Origin of the sequence: Variovorax xiamenensis (assembly GCF_050916385.1) — a bacterium.
GTDB lineage: Bacteria > Pseudomonadota > Gammaproteobacteria > Burkholderiales > Burkholderiaceae_C > Variovorax.
In genome coordinates this window covers 1056858-1079575 of record NZ_CP139038.1, presented here as the reverse complement: position 1 = coordinate 1079575, position 22718 = coordinate 1056858, and the positions used below count along the sequence as shown (strand labels likewise).

The 22718-nt window shown below is 62.2% G+C and carries 18 protein-coding genes; 7 read left to right on the top strand and 11 right to left on the bottom strand.

Annotated features, from left to right (window positions below; translation table 11 throughout):
- Both SFB74_RS04575 and SFB74_RS04570 read right to left on the bottom strand, forming a co-directional pair.
- Window positions 1–984, bottom strand: coding sequence for a glycosyltransferase family 2 protein (locus SFB74_RS04575; RefSeq protein WP_432729550.1), 984 nt, complete (start codon window positions 982–984; stop codon window positions 1–3).
- A gap of 4 nt (window positions 985–988) precedes the next feature.
- Window positions 989–2764, bottom strand: a complete 1776-nt coding sequence (locus tag SFB74_RS04570) for a glycosyltransferase family 2 protein (protein WP_432729548.1) — start codon at window positions 2762–2764, stop codon at window positions 989–991.
- A 305-nt stretch (window positions 2765–3069) separates the two neighbouring features.
- Between SFB74_RS04570 and SFB74_RS04565 the strand changes: the two genes are divergently transcribed.
- From SFB74_RS04565 to SFB74_RS04555, 3 genes are read left to right on the top strand one after another with little or no spacing between them, the layout of a single operon-like run.
- A complete protein-coding gene (locus SFB74_RS04565) occupies window positions 3070–4488 on the top strand; it encodes a mannose-1-phosphate guanylyltransferase/mannose-6-phosphate isomerase (protein WP_432729547.1) in 1419 nt (472 codons plus the stop codon).
- On the top strand, window positions 4485–5288 hold the full coding sequence (locus SFB74_RS04560) for an ABC transporter permease (RefSeq protein WP_432729546.1): 804 nt from the start codon (window positions 4485–4487) through the stop codon (window positions 5286–5288). The genes SFB74_RS04565 and SFB74_RS04560 overlap by 4 nt, the downstream gene beginning before the upstream one ends.
- Before the next feature lie 3 nt (window positions 5289–5291).
- The gene (locus SFB74_RS04555) at window positions 5292–5993 is read left to right on the top strand and encodes an ABC transporter ATP-binding protein (RefSeq protein ID WP_432729544.1); all 702 of its coding nucleotides are present in this window, start codon (window positions 5292–5294) and stop codon (window positions 5991–5993) included.
- A gap of 40 nt (window positions 5994–6033) precedes the next feature.
- Here the strand turns inward: SFB74_RS04555 and SFB74_RS04550 are convergent, their stop codons facing one another.
- Entirely contained in the window at window positions 6034–8100 is a 2067-nt protein-coding gene (locus SFB74_RS04550; RefSeq protein WP_432729543.1) for a glycosyltransferase family 4 protein, read from the bottom strand.
- 493 nt (window positions 8101–8593) lie between these two features.
- On the opposite strand from SFB74_RS04550, the gene SFB74_RS04545 reads away from it, so the two are divergent.
- From SFB74_RS04545 to SFB74_RS04530, 4 genes are all read left to right on the top strand, one after another.
- Window positions 8594–9856 carry a class I SAM-dependent methyltransferase gene (locus SFB74_RS04545; RefSeq protein ID WP_432729541.1) on the top strand — a complete coding sequence of 421 codons (1263 nt, stop codon included), beginning with the start codon at window positions 8594–8596 and terminating at the stop codon, window positions 9854–9856.
- Window positions 9856–12843: a glycosyltransferase gene (locus tag SFB74_RS04540; protein ID WP_432729540.1), complete on the top strand. Its 2988-nt coding sequence runs from the start codon at window positions 9856–9858 to the stop codon at window positions 12841–12843. Before SFB74_RS04545 ends, SFB74_RS04540 begins: the two co-directional genes overlap by 1 nt.
- Before the next feature lie 89 nt (window positions 12844–12932).
- Complete coding sequence (gene gmd, locus SFB74_RS04535; RefSeq protein ID WP_432729539.1) at window positions 12933–13970, top strand: GDP-mannose 4,6-dehydratase; 1038 nt, start codon at window positions 12933–12935, stop codon at window positions 13968–13970.
- Entirely contained in the window at window positions 13967–14836 is an 870-nt protein-coding gene (locus SFB74_RS04530) for a GDP-mannose 4,6-dehydratase (RefSeq protein WP_432729537.1), read from the top strand. Before gmd ends, SFB74_RS04530 begins: the two co-directional genes overlap by 4 nt.
- 33 nt (window positions 14837–14869) lie before the next feature.
- On the opposite strand, the gene SFB74_RS04525 is transcribed toward SFB74_RS04530, so the two are convergent.
- Genes SFB74_RS04525 through rfbA form a run of 8 tightly spaced genes read right to left on the bottom strand, consistent with a single transcriptional unit; the run spans window position 14870 to window position 22706 of the window.
- A complete protein-coding gene (locus SFB74_RS04525; RefSeq protein WP_432729536.1) occupies window positions 14870–17092 on the bottom strand; it encodes a hypothetical protein in 2223 nt (740 codons plus the stop codon).
- Between the two features lie 39 nt (window positions 17093–17131).
- Window positions 17132–17524: a GtrA family protein gene (locus SFB74_RS04520; protein ID WP_432729535.1), complete on the bottom strand. Its 393-nt coding sequence runs from the start codon at window positions 17522–17524 to the stop codon at window positions 17132–17134.
- Window positions 17521–18294, bottom strand: coding sequence for a glucose-1-phosphate cytidylyltransferase (gene rfbF, locus SFB74_RS04515; protein ID WP_432729534.1), 774 nt, complete (start codon window positions 18292–18294; stop codon window positions 17521–17523). Before rfbF ends, SFB74_RS04520 begins: the two co-directional genes overlap by 4 nt.
- Before the next feature lie 14 nt (window positions 18295–18308).
- Window positions 18309–19250 carry a glycosyltransferase family 2 protein gene (locus tag SFB74_RS04510; RefSeq protein ID WP_432729532.1) on the bottom strand — a complete coding sequence of 314 codons (942 nt, stop codon included), beginning with the start codon at window positions 19248–19250 and terminating at the stop codon, window positions 18309–18311.
- A 35-nt stretch (window positions 19251–19285) separates the two neighbouring features.
- The gene (locus SFB74_RS04505) at window positions 19286–20122 is read right to left on the bottom strand and encodes an NAD-dependent epimerase/dehydratase family protein (protein ID WP_432729531.1); all 837 of its coding nucleotides are present in this window, start codon (window positions 20120–20122) and stop codon (window positions 19286–19288) included.
- The gene (rfbG, locus tag SFB74_RS04500; protein ID WP_432729530.1) at window positions 20119–21201 is read right to left on the bottom strand and encodes a CDP-glucose 4,6-dehydratase; all 1083 of its coding nucleotides are present in this window, start codon (window positions 21199–21201) and stop codon (window positions 20119–20121) included. Before rfbG ends, SFB74_RS04505 begins: the two co-directional genes overlap by 4 nt.
- Before the next feature lie 60 nt (window positions 21202–21261).
- Window positions 21262–21813: a dTDP-4-dehydrorhamnose 3,5-epimerase gene (rfbC, locus tag SFB74_RS04495; RefSeq protein ID WP_432729529.1), complete on the bottom strand. Its 552-nt coding sequence runs from the start codon at window positions 21811–21813 to the stop codon at window positions 21262–21264.
- Complete coding sequence (rfbA, locus tag SFB74_RS04490) at window positions 21810–22706, bottom strand: glucose-1-phosphate thymidylyltransferase RfbA (RefSeq protein WP_432729527.1); 897 nt, start codon at window positions 22704–22706, stop codon at window positions 21810–21812. The genes rfbC and rfbA overlap by 4 nt, the downstream gene beginning before the upstream one ends.
- Between the last annotated feature and the right edge of the window lie 12 nt (window positions 22707–22718).

The window sequence follows — 22718 nt, the reverse complement described above, 5'->3', positions numbered from 1 at the left end:
TCAGCCGCGCTCGAAGACGTCCTGCACGATGGCCTGCTTGCCGCGGCCGAAGCGTTCATAGCGGCCGCGCGCGGCCTCCAGAAGGATCGGCAGCAGGCGCAGCGGACGCGCCGCCGGCAATCCGGCCCGGAACCGCTGATGTGCGGCCTTGTCGCGCTGCGCATCCAGGCAACCTGCCCGCACCCGCCCACCGAGCTGCTCCAGGCGCTGCAGCAGCGCCTCGGCCCGGCGCAGCCGCGCCACGTGCTTGTCGCCCCGCGCAACGAAGGCCTTCGCCACCTTCTCGGACAACGTCAGCCGACGCGCGCCGATCTGGTTGTTGCCGTGCTGGCGGTAGTCGATGGTCGGTTCGGGGAGCACGTCCACGCGGCCGGTGGCCGCGGCCACGGCAGCGAGCCACTCGTCGTGCACCCACTCGGGCGCGAACGGCAGCGCCGCATCGAGCAATGTCTTGCGGAACATCGTCGTGGCGCCCGTCACGAGGTTGCGCCTCAGCAGCACGCCGAAGGCCTCGCCACTCGCGATGGCTTCCAGCTCGGCAGGCTGCACCTCGAGCGCGTGGAAGAGCGTGGAGCCCAGCGGCTTCAGGTCGCCGTCGACGAGCCGTGCGTCGGTGTGGAGCAGCAGCAGATCGGGCCGGGCCTCGAACTGCGCCACCATGCGCGCGAGCCGGCCGGGATGCCAGACATCGTCCTGGTCGCACAGCGCGATGAGGTCGTGGCTGCAGGCGCGCACAGCCTGTTCGAAGTTGCGCGTGACGCCCAGCGGCGGCGAGTTGCTGAACACGCGCAGCGCGATGCGGTCGGCCACGCCGCACTGCGCGAGGGTGTCGCGCACTACGGCCAGGGTGTCATCGGAGGAGCCGTCGTCGGACAGCACGATCTCCCGCGGCAGGGGCTCCTGCGCGCAGATGCTGCGCACCTGGTCGGGGAGATAGCGCGCGCCGTTGCGGGTGCACAGCGCGACCGAGACTTCGAGGGCCATCAGGTCAGACCGGCGCCACGCGGGGCGGCCAGGCGTAGCTGAAGTCCTCTCGGGCCAGCATCAGGTTGGGGCTGTAGGCAGGGTCGTTCTGGATCAGGTCGCCCCAGCGCTTGTGCATGTAGGCAGCCTCTTCCTGGAACTGCGCCTGCTTCTGCGGCGAGACATCCTTGGCACGGGTCGCGGACTCGTGATGGAACAGTTCGGCATAGGGGGTCCAGACATTGCGCAGGCCCGCCTCGCGAAGCCGCAGGCAGAAGTCGATGTCGTTGAACGATTCCTTCAGGTGTACTTCGTCGAGCCCGCCGACCTCGAGGTAATGGCCCTTGCGGATCACGAGGCAGGCAGCGGTGACCGCCGAAAGCGACTGGATCAGCGCCGCGCGGCCGGCATAGCCTTCGCGGCCCATCGGCATGCGACGGTGCGAATGAGCGGCAATGCCACCCACGCCGAGGATCACACCCGCATGCTGGAGCGTCCTGTTCGGGAACCACAGCCGCGCGCCCACGGCTCCCACGCCTGGTTGCAGCGCAAGGCTCACCATCTCGCTCAGCCAGTCGGGCGTGATGACCTCGATGTCGTTGTTGACCAGCGCCACGAGCTCGCCGTTGGCCACCCTCACCGCGCCGTTGTTCAGCGCCGCGTAGTTGAAGTCGCGGTCGTCGCGTAGAACGCGGACATTCGGCTTCTCGGCGGCGATGCGCTTGAACCAGGCCAGCGTGTCGGGATCGTCGGAGCCGTTGTCGACGATGATGATCTCGTAGTTCGAATAGCTGGTCTTCTCCAGAATCGACTGGACGCACTGCCGCGTGAGCTGCAAGGCATTACGCGTCGGGATGATCACGGAAACCAACGGTAAGACATCGGGCAAGGCGTAATGCACGCGATACCCGAAATCGAGGTGCTCGGCCGTTGCCCGCACGCCGGTGCGCTCGAAGTGTTCGTTCAGCGCCCGTTCGCCCGCGAGGGCGGCGTAGGGCTTGGCATTCATCGACTTGGCGGTGCTTTCGACGTGCACGCGCCAGTGATACAGGACGCGCGGAATGTGGCGGATCTGCGCGGGCTCGACGCGCTCCATGCAGCGCAGCACGAGATCCCAGTCCTGCGACCCCTCCATGCCCACGCGGAAGCCGTCGACCGAGCGCATGAGCTCGGTCGAGAGCACGCCCAGGTGGCTGAACATGTTCTGCGAGCGGAAAAGATCGACGTTCCAGTCCGACTTGAAATAGGGCCCGAAGCGGTGACCACCCTCGTCGACCTTGTCCTCGTCCGAGTAGATCAGCTTCACGTCGGGATGGGCGGCGATGCAATCGGCAACCCAGAAGAGCGCATGGGCCGGCAGCAGGTCATCATGGTCCATGAGCGCGACCCAGGGGCCGGAGACCAGCTCGAGCGCGCTGTTGGAGGCCGCCGAGATGTGGCCGTTCTTCGGTCTGAATACGACCTTGATGCGCGGATCGCTCTCGCTGTACGACTTGAGGATCTCGCGCACCTCGGCGGAAGGCGAGGCGTCGTCCGCGATGCAGAGCTCCCAGTTCGGGTAGATCTGGCTGCGCACCGACTCGATGGCCTCGCGAAGCCAGGCCGGTTTGGGGTTGTAGGTGGGCATCACGACCGAAATCAGCGGCCGGTCCTTCATGGCGGCCACGCGCTGGACGATCTTCTCGCGCAGCTCGGGCGTCAGGGTGTCGTAGCGCTGCACCCACTTCGTGTAGTCGTTGTAGCCGCCGAATCGCCGCCCGAGCTCCCAACGGATGCCCGGCCAGCCCGACTTGTTGAACATTCGCCATGCCCGCTGCACGCGCCCCATCATTCCGGGTCCTTGCCAGAGTCCGGCCAGGCCGAGGATGAATCGATAGACAGATTTCATAGAGAGATTGGGCACCCGAGGGACGGGCGGGACGGAGCCTTGACGAATAGCTGAATCAGCCGGGGCGATGCCGGACCTGGCGCCGCGGGCCTTGCGGGAGGGCATTATCTTCGCAACCAGCCGCAACAAAGAGGGCGGAAGGCCGGCGTTTCGTCCGCCCGGCCAGTCCACCGGAGGGCTCCCGTAAAATTGGCCGGTTAAAAAGCTAAAGGAAAACGATGAGGCTACTCTCTGTGGTGCTTTCGGGAGGCGCCGGTTCCAGGCTCTGGCCTGCTTCGCGCCAGGCCTTTCCCAAGCCGTTCATGAAGCTCGGCGATTCCACTCTGCTTCAGCAAGCCGTCGAGCGTGGGCAGGCATGCGGCACCGGCGACCTGATGGTCGTGACCAACAAGGACCACCTTTTCCTCACGAAGGACGTGCTCGGGCAGATGAGCGACCCGCCCGCCACGACTTTCCTTCTCGAGCCCAAGGGGCGCAACACCGGCCCGGCCATCGCGCTGGCAGCGCTTCAATGCGTTCGCCAGTTCAGCGGCGACACCGTGATGCTCGTCCTGTCCGCGGACCATCTCGTCCCGGACGTGGAAGCTTTCGTCGCAAGCGCCACCGAGGCCTTCCGCCTGGCGCAGGAAGGCAATCTCGTCGTGTTCGGCGTGAGCCCGACGAGCCCCGACACGGGCTTCGGCTACATCGAAGTCGAACACGTCTCGCGCGAGAGCCAGTCGGTCAAGCGCTTCGTCGAGAAGCCCGACCTGGAGACCGCCCAGAAATACCTGGCGACGGGCCGCTATTACTGGAACAGCGGCATGTTCGCCTTCACGGCGGACACGATCATCGCGGCGCTGGAGAAGCACGCGCCCGACGTGATCCGTGCGGCAAGGCATGCGCTGGAAACCTCGAAGGCCTCCGGCAACGCGGTCAACTTCGACCTGCACGCGTTCGGCCTGCAGCCGGACATCAGCATCGACTACGCGGTGCTGGAGCATGCCTCCAACGTGCATGTCGTTCCTGCCAAGTTCGGCTGGAGCGACGTGGGCTCCTGGCCCGCGGTGTCCAACGCGCTGACGCCCGATGCCAGCGGCAACACCCTTCCCGACGATGTCGTGGCTCTCGATACGACCGGCACGCATGTGCAGGTCGAGAGCTATGGCCCGAAGATCGTTGCCACCGTGGGCGTTCACGACCTGGTCATCGTCGACACGCCCGACGCGCTCCTGGTGCTTCACAAGGACAGCGCACAGAAAGTGAAGAAGGTCGTCGACGTGCTCAAGGCCCGCAAGCACGAGACGGTGCATCTCCCGCCGGTGGTCCATCGTCCCTGGGGAACCTACGCCTCGCTCAAGGAAGAAGAAGGCTACAAGGTCAAGCGCATCACGGTGCGCCCCGGCGAGGCACTGTCGCTGCAGTATCACCATCAGCGCGCGGAGCATTGGGTGGTGGTGCAAGGACGCGCGATCGTGCAGATCGGAGAGACCGAGTACGAAACCCTCCCCGGCCAATATCGCTACATTCCCCTTAAGGAAAAACATCGCCTGACCAACATTGGCGATGAGGAACTGGTGCTCATCGAGGTCCAATGCGGCGGGTACCTGGGCGAAGACGACATCGTCCGCCTTGCAGACACCTACGGCCGTACATGAGTCAAGTCCACTCCAATCTACATCGAAGCGCCCTGTCCGACTGGTGGCAGGGCACCCGCCGCACCGACATCTGGTGGACCCTCGCCTGGTTCGACATCGTCCTTCGCTATCGCCGCTCCATGCTCGGGCCGATGTGGCTCACGCTGAGCATGGGCGTGATGATCGCCGGCATGGGACCGCTCTACAGCTCCCTGTTCGGCAGCGAGCTTTCGCGCTTCTTCCCTCACCTTGCGCTCGGCATCATCTTCTGGGCCTTCTTCTCGAGCATCGTGACGGACGCCTGCAATGCCTTCGTCGGATCGTCCAACTACCTCAAGCAGGGCTACTTCCCGATCAGCCTGTTCGTCTGGCGCAGCCTGGCACGCAACCTGATCCAGTTCGCGCACCAGATCGTGCTCTACATCCCGGTGGCGATCTGGGCCGGAGTCTCGCTGTCCTGGTCGGTACTGATGGTGGTGCCGGCCTTCGTTGTCCTGATCATCAATGCGCATGCACTCGGCTTGCTGCTGGGGCTGATCTGCACGCGTTATCGAGACGTCACGCAGATCGTCACCAGCGTGATGCAGATGCTGATGTTCCTTACTCCGGTCTTCTGGCTGCCTGAAAACCTCCCCGGCCGCGCCAAGTACGTGTTGTGGAACCCCTTCGCGCAGATGCTGGACCTGCTCCGCACGCCGCTGATGGGTGGCACCGCGCACATCCACAGCTGGATCGGCATCCTGTTCTGGACGGTGCTCTGCGTGGCGCTGGCCATCCTGGTGTTCTCGAAGTACCGCCGCCGCGTCGTCTACTGGCTCTGATCCATGGCTTTCATTTCACTCAAGAACGTCGCCGTCAACTTCCCGATCTACGGGGCCGGCGCGAACTCGCTCAAGAAGACGCTTGCGGCTTCCGTGACCGGCGGCCGGTTCGGCAAGGAAACCGGCGTGACCGTGGTGCAGGCGCTCAGCGGCATCAACCTCGAACTGAAGAGCGGAGATCGGCTCGGGCTGATCGGCCACAACGGCGCGGGCAAGTCGACCCTGCTGCGCACGCTTGCCGGGGTCTACGAGCCGTCGTCAGGCGAATTCGCGCGCCAGGGCACCGTGGCCAGCCTGATCGACCCCTCGCTGGGCATCGAGATGGACGCAACAGGTGTGGAAAACATCATGCTGCGTGGCCTCGTGATGGGCATGAGCAAGAAGGACATCGACCGCCTCACTCCCGAGATCTGCGAGTTCAGCGGTCTGGGCGAATACGTGAACATGCCTGTGCGCACCTACTCGACCGGCATGATGATGCGGCTCGCATTCTCGATCTCGACGAGCGTCGAGGCCGATATCCTGTTGATGGACGAGTGGCTTTCCGTTGGCGACGCGGAATTCACCGAGAAGGCAGAGAAGCGGATGCGCGACGTGGTCTCGAAGTCCGGCATTTTGGTGCTCGCGTCGCACTCGCCGGAGCTCATCGCCAAGGAATGCAATCGGGTGATCCACCTCGAGCATGGGCGGATCGTGGAGCAGTAACGGACGCCTGCCTGCCCTCCACCGCCGGCGGGCACCGCTCTCAGCGTCCCGCTTGCGAGTCCCGCTGTGCTGCCTTGATCTCCTGGAGACGATCCTTGATCTTCTTGCCGGCGTGCTGGAGCGATAGATTCATTTCGGCGCTTGCCTTGGCTTGCGCTCCTAGTCCACGTGCCCATTCCCGGTTGTCATAGACTCGTCGCATGAGTTGGGCGGCATGTTCCTCGGATGGCTCTGCCCATTCGAGTTCGGCGTCATAGGGCGGAATGGATTGGCCCAGCTTCACAAGCTTGTACGACACAAGCAGGCTGTTGGTCTCATCCATGAAGTCGACGTTGCCTGAAAAATTGGTTGCAATCACCGGCTTGCCCATGAGCATTGCCTCGGCCATCGTCAGACCCAGGCCTTCGCTTCGATGGAGCGACACATAGGCATCGCAGGCATCCATCAGCGAGAGGAGGTTGTCAGGCGTGTAGACCTCGTTGATAAGGACGATGTTGTCGCCGACCGCAGCCTTCTTCAACACGTCGAACTGCCCCGGATGCCGATCACCGAAGGATGTCTTGAGCACGAGGCGCACGCCATCGTCTTCGCCAAAGGCCGCCTTGAATGCACGTATCAATCCCAGCGGGTTCTTTCGCTCCATCACGCTCATCATGTGGAACACGAAGAGGAAGGTGTAGGGCTCCTCGCTCATGCCGAAGTGCGATTTGCCGCGTCGAGCATAAGGCGCCAACTGAACACCGGGAAACAGAGTCCGAACTGGAAGAGCGAGACGCTCGCGCAGGCCGCGCGCTACGAACTCGGTGGCAGCCCAGACTTCGTCCACCTTCTGCGCATGCCCAACCCATGAATCGGGAATGGAGTCGAACTCCCAATACCAATAGCCGATCCGGTACGGACGCGGCAATCGCTCGAAGAGATCCGAGCGCTCATAGGCGGTATCGAGCAAGGGCTCGGGCTGCACATGAACGATCGTGATGTCATGGCTTTCAAAGCCGCGGAAGTCGGTATGGCGGGGGTCGTCCTTCGCATCGGTCCGGATGTCGCGCAATGAAGTCACCACCTCATTCAAGCCCAGTGCAGTCACCAACGATTCGACGGAAACCCGAAGACCGGAGGGGTAGCAGAAATGGCCGATGACATTGACACCCGGCTTCGCCAGTTCGGCACCCAGGACCGAAGGATCGAGCTCGGCACACCACGCACGCAGCGCCTCGGACAACGGGCTCTCCGGCGACGCCAACCAGGTCACCAGCGCACCCGCGCGCGAGGCGTCGGCGAATGCATCAGGATGGGCGGCCCTCCAAGACTCCGTGGCTACATAGCCGGCACGGATCTGAGAAGCGGGATCTTCCCACTCCGGCCAGGTCGCAGCATTCAACCAATCGCCGGAAGCCGTGTATTCGACTGCGAACCATGCGGCAAAGGCCTCGCGCCCGAAGACTGTTGTGCCGTCCGGGTGCTTCTGCTGCCACGCAGGCGTGAACGCATGGGCCAGCATCAGCTCGCGACGGGGATCCCGGGCCGCCTCGAGAAAAAGCCACCAGACCTCCTCGACGCGCAGCTTGCCGGCCACCAAGCCGTAGCGCATGAACCAAGGCAGGAGATGTGGCCACCCAGCCGGGGTCAAGCCATGCGGCACCAGTGACCGGAGCTCCTCCTGGAACAGGAAGACCTGCCTCGCACGGGACGAAGGCTCGCTCTCGAGCAGCGCCATCACGCAGGAAAGAGCTCTTGGCGAAAGCGAAGCCAGTGCCTTCTCACCCTCCGGCGTCCATTGAGGGGCATCTCCCTCTGGATTTGCCACCTTGCGAGGCAAGACCCCTCGGATCTCCGGATGCGATCTCGCCAAATCGATGCACCATCTGGCGGCCGACCACACGTCGTCAATCTCTGCTTCATCCTGGCGCGGCCAGGGTGACAGAAATGCAGCATCACCAGCCGCGGCCTCTCGCATCTCACTCAGAGCATCCGTGCCGCTCGGACCCGACTTTGCAATAGAGCCGGTGGGGCGAGTCATGCTCTCCCGAACCAATTGCAAGCCTGCCTGCACCTGCGCATCGCGGAATGCTGCTGCCTGGGCTGCCTCGATGTTGGCTTGACGCACTCGAACTCGCCTCGGCAAAAGCCAAGGCGTCATCAACCACCACAGGCCCTTGGCCAGCGTTCGAACTCGAATCACCGCTTGAGTTTACTTAATGAAACGTGCGCCCTCGTCCTCGTTATCGTCCCCGCATGCGTTTGAGATACACGAAGAGGGAGTCCTTCACATGCTGTAGCTCCTTCGCTGCAAGCTGGCCAGAGAAGGAGTGGTGCCGAAGTTAAGATTCCGCCTTCATCAAATCAGGGACCGAAGCTGGCAAATAGAAAGAAGAGCGCCACGCCAGCCTGAGCCATGTGTTGCGCCTCTGCCGCAGCATCACGGCCCCCCAAGATTGAGCTTTGATAGATCGACGCGTCGAAAGCGGCGGGACTGAGCGCCGCCACTAGAATTTGTATCTTTTTTGTATCAGAAACGCCTCGAATCCTGCCTCAGGTTGGCAATATCTGCTACAGCACTACTACAACGACGCATTCCCACGCAGAAGGCAACAAGACAAATGAGCGCCCTTTTTTACCGCGCCTTCGAAGACAAATACCGCGGTTCGCGAGAACTCATTAGATCTCGGCTTGAAATCTACATCCCCTTCGTACAGCCATTATTGGATTTGAAGTCACCGGCGTCCGCCCTGGACATCGGATGTGGGCGAGGCGAGTGGCTGGAGCTCCTTTCCAAGCTGGGCTTGGAGGGTCGAGGTGTCGATCTGGACGAAGGCATGCTCGAAGCCTGCCGGGAACGAGGCCTCGATGTTGCCCACTCGGAAGGGCTTGCGACCCTCAGGCAAACCCCTTCCAGCAGTCTGGTGCTGGTTTCTGCGTTCCATGTAGTCGAACACATCAGGTTCGAAGAGTTGCAGGCGATCGTGGCCGAGGCCCTGCGTGTCCTCGTCCCGGGTGGACTGCTCATCCTCGAGACGCCAAATCCGGAGAACATCGAGGTCGGCACATCCAACTTCTATCTGGACCCCTCGCACGTAAAACCGATTCCCTCTCAGTTGCTGGCTTTCGTGGTCGAGCACGCAGGATTTCAGCGTCAAAAGATCTTGAGACTCCAGGAAGCCGCTTCCTTGCATAGCGCTGCTCCCGTATCACTGATCTCGGTGCTCGCGGGCGTCAGCCCCGACTACGCAGTAGTCGCCCAGAAGAACGGAGAGATCGCGGCACTCCATGCACAGGATCAGGCATTCTCGAAAGAGTATGGTTTGTCGCTGCCCGAACTTGCCCTGCGGTATGACCAGCACCACGAAGTCGTGCAGCAGCAATTGAGCGAGGCGGAGGCCAGGGCGGAATCCCGTGAGAGGCAACTGCACAAGCTGCTCGCGATTGTCGAAACCCAGGCCCGGCAAGCCAAGGCAACTGCAGCTGCATTGGAGGCCAGGGTCGCAATCCTGGAACAACAAGGTGTGCAGACGGCGGACAAGCTCCAGGAGTTGGACAGGCGCGGATTTGCCGTGCACAGCGCCAGTCTGCGAGAGCGGCTTGGAGCGATCAAGGCATTCTTGCGGCATCCGAGGCCCGGCCCCATCGTCAGGCGGATTTCGAAGGTTGCGCAGAAGCTGGGAATTCACGCTCCGCTGCGCGCTGTCTATATACGGATGCGCGGCTTTGCATTGGCCCGGATGCGCCGGGCCGTCGAGCCTCAACCGGCGCCTGTGCCGGAAGCAGCACCACCTGACCGACCTTCTGACGAGCTGTCAGACGACGCACGGTCGGTCTGGAATCAGTTAAACATTCACGGTAAGAACAAAAAGGGGGTCGATTGATGCGGGTGTTGCTGGATCTTCGGGTATCGAAATCTGCAGCGGATGGTTCTGATGCACAACGGGCCTTGGAGTTGACGTTCTCGAAGGCGCTTGCCCTGGCTCTTCATGAAAGACACGACACCCATATCCTGCTCGACGGACGATTTTCTGAAAGCGTCTCCGAGGCACGCAGCAAACTCATCGGGATTCTTCCGCCGGCTTCCATTCACCTCTGGCAGTCGTTGCCTGCGGAGAGTCTGCAAACTGCGGCGGCCCACGAGGCATCGGAATACCTGAGCGGAGCCGTCATTGCCCGCCTGCATCCCGACGTCGTATATACGCTTGCTCCCGATACGGCGCCCCAGCCTGGCGCCAAGCCCTCTGTTCCGGTCGTGATCGCCAGAGCGTTGCCTCGGAAGACGTCGATAACGAACGACGCCCCGGTCTCCGCCGAGCTGACAGAAGCAGTGCGCCTCGCGGTCGAGGACATCGAGAAGGCTGCCTCCGACGCCATTTCACCGCCGGCACTTCCCGGAAAGCGTCCCAGACTCGCCTATGTCTCTCCGTTGCCGCCTCAACGCAGCGGTATTGCGGACTACAGCGCCGAATTGCTGCCCGAACTCGCGAAGTTCTATGACCTGGAACTCATCGTCGATACGCAGAGGCTGAAATCGCCGGAGCTGTCGCAGGCCTTTCCCGTACGCGATGGGGCGTACCTGATTGCCCATGCCGACAGCTATGACCGCGTGCTCTATCACATCGGAAACTCCGAGTTCCACGAGTACATGTTCGAATTGCTGGAGACGGTGCCAGGCACGGTCGTCCTGCATGATTTTTTCCTGGGCGACGCGCAGTGGCACCTCGAGTTTCTCTGCGGCAGATACCGCGGCCTCGAGCGTGCGCTCTACGACTCGCACGGCTATCAGGCCCTGGCCGATCGAAACCGGATCGGGGATGTCTCCACCGTGGTCTCCCGGTATCCGTGCAGCTTTGAAGTCATCCGGCGAGCGCAAGGCATCATCTTTCACTCCAACTATTCCCTCGGGCTTATGAAGCACTGGTACGCGGCGGCATCCGCCCCGCAGACCACGCTGATTCCACTGCTGCGCCGACCAGCCGAAAGTCACGACCCCGAATCGCGCGAGGAGGATCGTCGTGCACTGGGACTGACGGACGACGACTTCCTGGTCTGCGCATTCGGGCTGCTGGGCATCACGAAGCTGAATGACCGGCTGTTGCGGGCCTGGAAGAATTCGCCGCTCGGGATCGACCCCCGCTGCCGCCTGGTCTTTGTCGGAGACAACGGACAGGACGCCTATGGCGACGCCATCCGGTCAGCGATCAACGACCTTCCCTTGCCCAACGTGCATATCACCGGATGGGCGGACGAGGCGACGTTCCGTCGCTACCTGCGAGCGACGGACGTCGCGGTGCAGCTGCGCGGCAGATCGCGAGGCGAAACGTCTGCGGCAGTCCTCGACACCATGAACCACGGTGTCGCGACGATTGCGAATGCACACGGCGCGATGGCGTGGCTTCCCAAGGACAGCCTCTGCATGCTCGAAGACGAGTTCACGGACGCCCAGTTGACCGAGGCTCTGCAACAACTCTGGCAGGACGTCGAAGGCCGCAAGGCACTGGGCGCCAGGGCCCGGCGGTACATCAACGAGCATCACTCGCCCGAGCGCTGCGGCCAGCAGTACGTCCAAGCCATCGAACAGTTCGCACGCAGCCGCGACCATGGGCGCGATGCGTTGATCACCAGGATGGCGAAGATTGCACCGGCCTTGAATGCCGAGGAGAAGAACACGGTTGCATCGGCGATTGCGGCCAACTTCCCCTCTCCAAGACCGGCGAAGCAACTGCTGCTCGATGTTTCGTCCATGGTCTATCAGGACCTCCATACCGGCATCCAACGCGTCGTCAAGTCGCTGCTTCGCGAACTGATCGAATCGCCACCCGAGGGCTTCCGTGTAGAGCCCGTGTACGGGGATTCCCAACGACTGGGCTACAGGTATGCGCGACGCTACACCCTGAAATTCCTCGGCTGCCCCGAGGACACGCTGGAGGACACGCCGATCAGCTACGGCGAGGGAGATCATTTCATCGGGCTCGACCTGATGCACGACCCGGTCTACTTCCAGGCACCGTATTTCCGCCAGATGCGCAATGCCGGAGTTCGCGTTCAGTTCGTTGTCTACGACCTGCTGCCCGTCCTGATGAAGCATCGCTTCCCGGAAGGAAGCGCGGCCTTGCACGCACGCTGGCTTCGCACCATTGCCGAGTTCGACGGCGCGCTTTGCATCTCGCAAGCCGTCGCCAACGAACTGAAGGAATGGGTGGCCGACAACGCGCCTCATCGCTCGAACGAATTGCAGGTGCGGTCCTTTCCGCTGGGCGCCGACCTCAGCACCGTCGCCTCGAAGGGCCTGCCGCCAAGTGCCGGCCCCGCAATGCGCGCAATTGCGGCCAGGACGAGCTTTCTGATGGTCGGCACCGTCGAGCCTCGAAAGGGCCACTCCGTTGCCCTGGATGCCTTCGAAACCCTCTGGGCAGAAGGTCTCGACGTCAACCTGGTCATCGTCGGCAAGCAAGGCTGGATGGTCGAGGAGCTGGCAGAGCGGCTGCGCAAGCATCCCGAGCAGGGGGAGCGGCTGATCTGGGTGGAAAAAGCGAGCGACGAATACCTCGAACTGGTGTACTCGGCCTCGCCATGCCTGATCACGGCCTCGGAAGGTGAAGGATTCGGTCTACCCCTGATCGAGGGAGCGCAGCGTGGTCTGTCTCTGATCGCGCGCGATCTTCCGGTCTTTCGCGAGGTCTGCGGCGACTGCGCACTCTATTTCTCCGGCGACGCACGAGCGCTGTCCGATGCAGTGCGCCAATGGCTGGCCCAGACGCAGGAAGGAACGCAGGTCCGCTCGGAGGATCTGCACTATCTCAACTGGCGGCAGAGTTCCCAGCGCTTCGTCGAAGCAGCCTTCTGGGACACCCCTCCTGCCGGCTGAAGCTGCAGCCCCAGAGCCGCCCGTACCGGCTCACGGCACAATATCCACCCACACCGGGTCACAAGTTAAGTTTATCGGGAAGGATTTTTATGAAGAAACGCGCTATCGTCACCGGCATCACCGGACAGGACGGCGCCTATTTGGCGGAGTTGCTCCTGAGCAAGGGATACGTTGTCTATGGAACGTACCGCCGAACCAGTTCCGTCAATTTCTGGCGCATCGAAGAACTCGGCATCCAGAAAAACCCCGATCTGCATCTGGTCGAGTACGACCTGACCGACCTCGGCAGTTCCCTGACGCTCGTCCGCGATGCCGAGCCGGACGAAATCTACAACTTGGCGGCCCAGAGCTTCGTGGGCGTGAGCTTCAATCAGCCCGCAGCAACCGCGCAGATCACCGGCATTGGTGCACTGCATCTTCTGGAAGCCATCCGCTTGGTCAATCCGAAGATCCGCTTCTACCAGGCCTCGACTTCCGAGATGTTCGGCAAAGTCCAGGCGATCCCGCAGATCGAGGACACGCCGTTCTATCCCCGCAGCCCCTACGGCGTCGCAAAGCTCTACGCGCACTGGATGACGGTGAACTACCGCGAGAGCTACGGCATCTTCGGCAGCAGCGGCATCCTTTTCAATCACGAGAGCCCGCTGCGAGGCCGCGAATTCGTCACTCGCAAGATCACCGATTCGGTGGCGAAGATCAAGCTCGGCCAGCTCGACGTGCTGGAACTGGGCAACCTCGACGCCAAGCGGGACTGGGGCTTTGCCAAGGAGTATGTCGAGGGGATGTGGCGCATGCTGCAAGCCGATGAGCCGGACACTTTTGTTCTGGCGACCAACCGCACCGAGACTGTGCGCGACTTCGTACGGATGGCCTTCAAGGGCGCGGGCATCGAGGTCGACTTCAAGGGTTCGGACGAGAGTGAACTCGCAGTGGATACCGCAACCGGCAAGACCGTGATGCGGATCAACCCGAAGTTCTATCGCCCGGCCGAAGTGGATCTGCTGATCGGCGATCCTGCGCGCGCCAAGGCCAAGCTCGGCTGGGAACCGCATACCACGCTGGAGCAACTCTGCCAGATGATGGTCGAGGCTGACCTCCGGCGAAATACCCAAGGTTTCTCGTTTTGAAGATCCTGTTGACCGGCGCGGACGGCTTTACCGGCCGCCCCTTTGCAAGGCAGGCCGCTGCTGCCGGCCATCAGGTCATTGCCTCGCGCGCCGATCTGACCGACGAAGCCGCGGTGCTCGACGAGGTCATGTCCGTCGAGCCCGAGGCAGTGGTTCACCTCGCCGCCATCAGCTTTGTCGGCCATGCCGATGAGCTCGCCTTCTACTCGGTGAATGTGCTCGGGACGACCAACCTGCTCGACGCGCTGACGCAGCTGCCGCGTCCGCCGCGGCGCGTGTTGCTCGCGAGCAGTGCGAACATCTACGGGAACAGCGATCAGTCGCCCTTGCAGGAGACGCAGCCGCCGGCGCCGGTCAACCACTATGCGATGAGCAAGCTGGCCATGGAGCACATGGCTCGCACATACAACGGTCGGCTGAACTTGATCATCACGCGTCCGTTCAACTACACGGGCCCGGGGCAGGATCCCAATTTCGTGATTCCCAAGCTCGCCAAGCATTTCGCGGCACGAGCAGCATCGGTGTCACTCGGCAACCTCGACGTCGAACGCGAATTCAACGATATCCGGCTGGTATGCGCCGCCTACCTGCTGCTGCTCTCGCACGGTGAACCGGGTGAGGCGTACAACGTATGCACGGGCCGTCCCTACACACTGCGCCACGTCATCGAGACGTTCGAGCAGTTGACCGGGCACAGTATGAAAATCGAGGTGGATCCACGTTTCGTCCGCCCCAACGAAGTTCACCGCCTGTGTGGCAACCCCGGCAAGCTCAATCGCGTCGCGTCGGCAAACGGCATTCCCCTGGAAGCGCCCTCCTTGCAGGAAACCCTGCAAAGCATGCTGGCGGCGCCCGCCGCGCAGTGATGCGCTGCTGACAGACAGGCGACGCCAGCCAATTCAGCGGCTGGCCGCGGCCTCTGTCGCGGCGGTGCTCGCAGGCGTTACCTCGAACCAGTCAAGCCGACCCGCGAGGCCGAAATACTTTTCGTCGGCTTCGGTGACGAAGCCGATGCGATTCGTGCCCTGAATCAATGCACCAGCTGGCACCTCGGCCTCGAATCGATTCGAAGATGTCCATCGCATCGCCACCGATCGACCATTGATCCGCAGGCTCATGCGTTCGCGCACGGCGTCGCTGGCGAATTGATCGAACACCCCTTGAATGCGGTAGCTGCCTGCCGAAGGCGCCAGCTCGAAGAGAACGTCTGCTGTCGAGTTCATCATCCACGCGGCGGCATACTGCTTCAGACCATTGGGAACCGTCCATTCCGCTTCACGCCAGCCCGCACCACGCGTCGGCAGGTCGAGGTTCCACCAGTCACCGAAGCTCCACCGGTAGCTGGCTCCAACGGTTTCGTCGCGAAACATCGGAGCAAACCTGTCTGAAGATCGTGCTGCCAGAACACCTCGATAGCGACGGGCAACAACGTCATCACCCGTTTGCAACTTCCGCTTGCGCTCCGCCTGTTCCTGCGTCGAAGCAACAGGCACACCGTCCTCATGAACGGAGACAACCACCGTGTCATCCTTTGAAAAATGCTTGGCGGGCTCCACCGTCGAAGGCAGGCTTCCAGGCCCACTCACCGAGGCTGCGTACTCGAAAGTCCACCCGGCATCGTTCTTTACGCAACGCCCCTTGCGTCCGAATTGATCGGCACGCTCCCATTCCATGCTGGGCGAGCGGCAGACCTCGACGGGCCCCAGCGATCGGCCATACAGATAGTTGAGTGCATTTCGCACCATATCGCCATTCACGAAGAACCATGAGTGGCCGATCTGGCTGCTTCCATCGAGAACCAGCACGCTCTTGCCCGCGGGTACATCGGTGGCTTCGACAATGTCGCGCAACACGGCGCGCTGCCTCTGAGTGAGCTCGGTGTAGTGATGAAACTGGAAAAGCTGGGCGCCGAAGCCAAGCACCAGAAGCAGGCATGCGCCGGCAACCGCCGGAGTACGCGCGCAACGCCAAACCATCAGAAGCAATCCCGTCCAGACCATTGCCGCGCCAGGCGTGGCCCACAGGAAGGTCCGTTGGCTCACGACGATGTGATACGGCGAAGTGAGAAAGGGCGCGTAGCCGGCCAGCATCAGAATGAGGCCGGCCAGCACCAGGCGCGGCGGCAACCACCTGGATGAGGGATCGTCGCCTTCGACCATCGCCCCCCTGCCCCGCCCCATCACCACAGCAACAAGCGCAGCGGCGGCAATCGCTGCGACCGCACACCCCAGGTACAGGTAGCTCGAGTACTCGGTGATTACCATGTGCCAGGCATCGACCCAGCCTCCCACGAGGGCACGCAGGCCACCGATCGTGAACAGTTTCGGCAGTGCCGCAATCGCAGTGGCCAGCGGCCCCTTGCCACCACCGGTCACCTGGGCCTGATAGCTGGCAACCTTGTGCGAGGCCCAGGCGGCATACGCCAGGTACAAGCAGACGCTGCCGACCCAGATGGCCGCCAGCCCCAGTTCCCGCCTGCGGAAATGCAGGAGCCGGCCCAATCCGTAACGCGCGAAGGGCACGGCCAGGGGCAAGGCGATGAGCACCAGTCCCGCCTCGTAGATGCCAAGGCTCACAAGATAGAGGAACGCTCCGGCAACGGCCGTGACGACGGCGCGCATCAGGCCGCGCATCTCGAAGGCGACCACAAGCAATGCACTCCCCACAAGCACCAGTGCGATTGCAATGTTGATGTGAATACTGCGCAGCGACATCTGCATCGTGTCGGCGGGATACAGGATCAGCAGCGCCGCAGCTACAACTCCCCAGCCGCGCGACCCTGTGGCGCGGCTCACGAGATAGGTCATCGCACCGCCCTTGGCCAGGAGCGATGCGATCGTCAACCAATGCCAGGCGTCGAACGAATCACGGTCGGCGAGATAGGAGAGCGCAAAGCTCAGCGGCATGAGCGGCCGGATTGCATGGGCAGGCAACGGGCCATCGAGATGCACCATGAGAAACGGCCCATGCTCGGTGAACAGACCGAGCAGATCCCACTCCTCGACCAGCCCTCCCATGGAGAAACCAAAGGGGAGCCACAACGCGAGCACGATGGCCAGCGAAGGCAGCAGCAGGACGCATGCGCGGTTGAAGAACGAATGCCTGTTTTTCTCTACCATCATCCAGTCGGATCTTTGCTCTCTTCAGCCGGGCACCAGCCCTCAGCGGCCGGTTGCTCGCGAATGCGATTCGGCGAAAACGTAGTACTTGCTCAACAGGTAGAAGAGCCCGGTATAAACCGCGCCGGCCACCAGTTGCGCCCATCCCTTGTGCATGCCCGCGTGGTCGATCAACAGCATCAACGCACCGATGTTGGCCAGATAGGCCACCATGAAGATCGACAGGAAACGGACGATCTCCCGCTTCTTGCCCGCGGCACTGCGAAATGTGAACGTCCTGTTGAGGGTGTAGGAAACCACCAACCCGCAGGCATAGCCCACGACGTTGCTGGCCACCGGGCTCAGGCCTGCCAGATACATGCAGGCGAATATCACGGCATACCCGACCGCGGTGTTCAACACACCGACAACCGCGAATCGCAGAAGCTGCTTCACTCCCAGGTGCGCCAGGGCGCCTTGCCGCTGTGCCAGAGCGCTTCAAGTTCGCGCTTGTCGCGCAGCGTGTCGCAAGGTTGCCAGAAGCCGTGATGCTGGAAGCCGGCCAGTTCGCCATCGCGCGCGATGTTCATGAGCGGAGCACGCTCCCAGGAAGTGGTGTCGTCGGCAACATAGTCGATCGCCTTTGGTTCCAGAACGAAGAAGCCACCATTGATCCAGCCAATTTCGTCGCTGGGCTTTTCCTCGAAGCTCGAAACCTTCTGATTGGCATCGATGTTCAAGACACCGAAGCGCCCGGGAGGCTGCACCGCCAGCACCGTTGCGAGCTTGCCATGGCGCTTGTGGAACTCGACCTCGGCACCGATGTTCACATCGGAGAGGCCGTCGCCATAAGTCAGGCAGAAAGTCTCATTGTCGAGGTACTTCGCAACCCTCTTCAGGCGGCCACCGGTCATGGTTTCCGCACCGGTGTCGACGAGCGTGATGCGCCAGTCTTCAGCCTGGCTGTTTAGGATCTGGTGATCGCCGTTGCGCAGGTCGATGCTCATGTCCGACATGTGCCGGTAGTAGTTGAAGAAGAACTCCTTGATCACATAACCCTTGTAGCCAAGACACACCACGAAATCCTTGATGCCGTGATGCGCATAGATCTTCATGATGTGCCACAACAGCGGCCGTCCGCCGACTTCGACCATCGGCTTCGGCTTGGTGTCGGATTCTTCTGCAATGCGGGTGCCGAGGCCGCCCGCGAGGATGACTGCTTTCATATGGGTATCTGTTCCTAGAGCTTGAGATCGTTGGGTTGCATGTTAAGGCTGCGCTCGACGATGGCGATCGGGTCCGCGCGGAGGATGCGGTAGATCCGCAGGATGTACTCGCCGATGATCCCGAGCAGGAACGCGTTGAGGCCAATGCCAAAAAGGACCAGCAACTGGATGCTGACAAATCCGCGCGGCAGGTCGGGTTGCAGCAGTCTCAGGGCAACGTAGTACACCGATGCTGCCAGGCATCCCAGGAGGATGACGACGCCCAGGAAGGACGCCATGCGAAGCGGTACCGTCGAATGATTGAAGACAGCCGTCAATCCCAGGCGCATCAAGCGCATGACATTGAACTTGCTCTCCCCAACAGTCCGTGCATCGCGGTCGTAGGCAATGCCGGTCTGGTTGAAGCCCATCCCGGCAATCATCCCGCGAAGATAGGGATTGCTGGTGCGCGACTTCGCTATTGCCTCGATCACTGCCCGGTCGACCAGCCGGAAGTCCCCTGCATCGCGGGGGATGGGATGTTCGCTGACCCTGTCGATGACCCAGTAGCCGCACTTGCGGATCAGGTTCATCAGCATGCCCTCGCGCCGCTTTCGACGGATGCCGTAGATCACGTGGAATCCTTGCTGCCAGAGTGCGAAGAACTCCTCCAGCATCTCCGGAGGATCCTGCAGATCGGCATCGATCTGCATGACGGCGTCGCCGCGCGCATGCAGGTAGTTGGCGAGGATCGAACTCTGGAATCCGAAATTGCGCGAGAACCTCAACGCCCGCACGCGACTGTCCTTTTCCGCCAGCTTCGCGAGCATCGGCCAGGTGGCGTCTTCCGAATGGTTGTCGGTGAAGACGAATTCGAGGTCGCACCGATCGGCCATGCGTTCCCCAAGGGCAACAAGTCGGGCGTACAAGGCCTCGAGGTTGCCCGCCTCGTTGAGCACCGGAATGGCAATGGACACGAGAGGTCTCGTTGCGGACAAATGACTACCTCCGTTCATGCTTGCTTCTGCAGTTCTGATTTTGATAACTGGGCTTGAACATAGGCCGCCACTCCTTGCAGCGCTGGCCTGAAAACGATCTGTTCGAGCAGCCCCGGCCTTGGCAAGACCGTCGCGTAGTTGTCGTCGGGTGGTTCGGGACGCGCCCCGATGCGCAACAGGTCCGGCCGGCCCACGGCATCGAACACGTGAGTGGCCAGTTCGGCCAGGGTAACCGGCGCGCCATGACTCAAGGGCATCACCCCTACAGCGCCTGCATCGACCAGGGCATGCAAGGCTACCGCCTCGTCTTCGACATGATGGTACTCGCGCAGTTGCCTGCCCGGCGACATCTCGAATGGACGATCGTGACGCAATGCATCAAAGAGTTGCCCCAGAAACATGAAGGGCGCAGGCACGCCGCCGCCATAGAGCGTATGAATCTGCAGATGCAGGACAGCGTCGCCGGCCGCTGCGCGCTCTTCCGCGAACAATCCCAGCTCCGCCTTGCTCGCGATGTACGGGTTCGGATGCCGGGTCAATCGCTCCATCACGGTGCCGCATGTCACGACGCGCAGGCCTGCCCTGCACGCACCCTCGATGATCCGCTTCGGCAGATCTACGTTGACCTGGCGATGCTCGGTGGCGGACAACGCCGGGTCCAGCAATCCTGCAGTGACCAGCACCACGGACCTTGCTGGTGCGACGCTGAAGAACTGCTCCACCAGACCCGCTGCACCGGGTCGCCACCAGTCTTCATAGACAGTGCGGTCCAGCACCGAGAACTCACCAGACGGGCGAGATGCGCAAACCGCCTGCCCCAGACGCCCTCGCCCACCGACGAGATACATCATTCGCGAATGTCTCCGCGCCAGGCATCGATCTGAGCGAGGGTAATGTCTTTCGCGGCGTGCGGCGCCTCGTAATACTTGCGATACCAGGCGGCCGTCTCTCGCGCCACGCGATGCGTGTCCCATGCCGGCACCCAGCCAAGGAGGTTGTGGGCCAGCGAGCTGTCGAGCGCCAGTGCGCCGGCTTCGGGAAGCGGGTTGTCCATGAACTCGAGCGAGGGGCGCTGCCATTCGTCGCTCATCAATTCCAGGACTTCGCGTACCGAATACTGCTTCGGGTCGTGCGGCCCGAGGTTCCAGGCCCGCGCGACATCCTGCGGATTCGGGCCGATCAGCTTGGACATCAGCAACAGATAGCCATGAACAAGCGCCAGCACGTGCTGCCATGGCCTCGTGGCCTGCGGGTAGCGCAGCGTCAGCGGCGTCGCGTTCACGACGCTGCGAACGAAGTCGGGAATGAGCCGATCCTCGGACCAGTCGCCACCACCGACGATGTTGCCGCCACGCGCTGTGGCGATCGCGGGCCCCTTGTCCTCGGCAAAAGGATAGGACGCGGCATAGCTCTGGATGACCATCTCGGCCGATGCCTTCGATGCGCTGTAGGGGTCTTTTCCTCCCAGCGGATCGTTTTCCCGATAGGGCCATGGCCACTCGTTGTTGCGATAGACCTTGTCGGTGGTTACGCAGACCACGCCACGCACACCGCCCGTGACGCGGGCTGCCTCGAGCACGTGCGCGGTGCCCTGGGCATTGACCAGGAAGGTCCGCAGCGGCTCGCGGTACGAGCGCCGCACCAGCGGTTGCGCGGCGAGGTGGAGGATCAGCTCGGGCCTGAAGGCCTGCATCGCGGCCAGAAGGCGTTCGTAGTCGACGATGTCGCCCATCGTGCCCGGCACGTCTTTCTCGAGCCCTGCAGCCGCGAACAGCGACGGCGTTGTCTCCGCGGGCAGCGAATAGCCTTCGACAATGGCCCCGATCGACTGCAACCACAGGCAAGCCCACCCACCCGTGAAACCGGTGTGGCCCGTCACGAAAATCCGGCGGCCGCGCAGATTCTTCTCGAATTCCGCCATATCAGTCATTTTTGTTCATTCCCTATCAAACAAGCTCATTCATTCAGAACGCAACACGCGGCAAAAACTTCAGCTTTCGAAAAGCTCCGCCTGATCCATTGATTGCCCCGCCAGATCTTTCGCGGAGAGGATCGGCGCAATGCCGATGTCCGGCCAACGGATTCCAACGGCCTTGTCATCCCATCGGATGGCCCGTTCATGGGCCGGCGCATAGTAGTCAGTGGTCTTGTAGAGGAAATCAGCCGATTCGCTCAGTACCAGGAAGCCGTGCGCAAAACCTTCGGGCACCCACAATTGCTTGTGATTGTCTTCCGTGAGCTCAACGCCCACCCACTGGCCGAAGGTCGGTGAAGTGCGGCGAATGTCCACGGCCACATCGAACACGGCGCCGCGCGCTACGCGTACCAGCTTGCCCTGCGTCTGCGCCAGTTGATAGTGCAATCCGCGCAGGACTCCCTTCGCCGAACGCGAATGGTTGTCCTGGACGAACTCGACATGCCGCCCCACAGCCTCGTCGAACGCCCGGCCGTTGAAGCTCTCATAGAAGAACCCTCGTGCATCACCGAACACCTTCGGCTCGATGATCAACACATCGGGAATTGCTGTCGGTGTCGCCTTCACGAGCGGACCTCCTCACCCAGCAGATGCTTCAGATACTTGCCATACCCGCTCTTGGCCAGCGGCGCCGCCAGCTTCTCGAGTTGCTCACTCGTGATGAATCCATTGCGCCACGCAATCTCTTCAGGACACGCAATCTTCAACCCCTGCCGATGCTCCAGCGTCGCAATGAACTGCCCCGCTTCCAGCAGGCTGTCATGCGTGCCCGTATCGAGCCACGCATAGCCCCGCTGCATGATCTGCACATTGAGCTGGTCACGATCCAGGTACGCCTGGTTGACGGCAGTGATCTCCAGTTCGCCGCGCGCACTCGGCTTCACCGCCTTCGCGATGTCGACCACCTGGTTGTCGTAGAAGTACAGGCCGGTGACCGCATAGCTGCTCTTCGGCTTCAGCGGCTTCTCTTCGATGCTGCTCGCCTTGCCCTTGTCGTCGAACGCCACGACGCCATAGCGCTCCGGGTCCTGCACGTGATACGCGAACACGGTGGCACCGGAAGTCTTCGCATCGGCATCGGCCAGCAGGTGCACGAAATCGTGGCCGTAGAAGATGTTGTCGCCCAGCACCAGCGCGCTGGGCGAGTTGCCGACGAACTTGTCGCCGATGATGAAGGCCTGCGCGAGCCCGTCGGGGCTGGGCTGCACTTCGTACTGGAGGTTGATGCCCCATTGGCTGCCATCGCCCAGCAGCTGCTGGAAGCGCGGCGTGTCCTGCGGCGTGCTGATGATCAGGATGTCGCGCATGCCGCCCAGCATGAGCGTGCTGAGCGGGTAGTAGATCATCGGCTTGTCGTACACCGGCAGCAGTTGCTTGCTGATAGCCAGGGTCGCGGGATGCAGGCGCGTGCCCGAACCACCGGCCAGGATGATGCCCTTGCGTTGCGTCGTCTTGGTCATGTTCTTCTTCTC